This window comes from Vibrio sp. 1288 (assembly GCF_033344475.1).
In genome coordinates this window covers 1-1162 of record NZ_JAWPOX010000117.1, presented here as the reverse complement: position 1 = coordinate 1162, position 1162 = coordinate 1, and the positions used below count along the sequence as shown (strand labels likewise).

The window sequence follows — 1162 nt, the reverse complement described above, 5'->3', positions numbered from 1 at the left end:
CGTGACTATGATCTTGTTGGATTAAACCGATCGATTTCTTCTCAGTTTCAGCCACACCCGCGTTAGTGGTCATCACAAGGATCACGTTACGGAAATCGGCCTTGCGACCATTGTTGTCCGTCAGCGTACCGTTATCCATCACTTGCAGTAACAAGTTAAAGATATCTGGGTGCGCTTTCTCAATCTCATCCAACAAAACAACGGAATGAGGATGCTTAATAACGGCATCGGTTAACAAGCCACCTTGATCATAACCAACATAACCTGGAGGAGCACCAATTAAGCGGCTCACAGAGTGACGCTCACCATACTCAGACATATCAAAACGAAGCAGTTCAATACCAAGCAGTTTCGATAGCTGAACAGTTACCTCGGTTTTACCCACACCAGTAGGCCCTGCAAACAAGAACGAACCCACAGGCTTGTTATCTACACCCAAACCAGCACGAGACAGTTTGATAGCCTCCGAAAGCGCATCAATAGCGTTGTCTTGACCAAAGACTAGCATCTTCATTTTGCCATCAAGATTCTTCAAGATGTCTTTGTCAGATGAAGACACCGACTTCTCTGGAATTCGAGCCATTTTTGCAACCATGGCTTCAATATCAGCCACGCCAACCGTCTTCTTACGACGACTTGCTGGAGCTAATCGACTACGAGCACCAGCTTCATCAATAACGTCAATCGCTTTGTCAGGTAGATGACGTTCGTTGATGTACTTCGCAGACAGCTCTACGGCTGCACGCAGTGCTTTGTTGGTGTAACGCACTTCGTGGTGAGCTTCGTACTTTGGTTTCAAGCCCATCAGGATCTTGGTTGTATCGTCCAGAGATGGTTCGACAACGTCGATTTTTTGGAAGCGACGAGATAGCGCACGCTCTTTTTCGAAAATATTGCTGTACTCTTGGTAGGTAGTTGAACCAATACAGCGCAACTTACCGCTACTTAGTAGAGGTTTAATCAAGTTTGCCGCATCGACTTGGCCACCAGACGCTGCACCAGCACCGATAATAGTATGGATCTCATCAATGAACAGGATGGCATCTTCTTCTTTTTCAAGCTGCTTCAAAATCGATTTGAAACGTTTCTCGAAATCACCACGATACTTAGTGCCTGCTAGCAGCGAACCGATATCAAGTGAGTAGATAACGCTATTTTGAAT

1 protein-coding gene is annotated in these 1162 nt (G+C 45.7%); it reads right to left on the bottom strand.

From position 1 onward, the window contains the following. On the bottom strand, positions 1–1162 hold a 1162-nt coding region (locus tag R8O11_RS24995), incomplete at both ends, for an AAA family ATPase (RefSeq protein WP_318194579.1).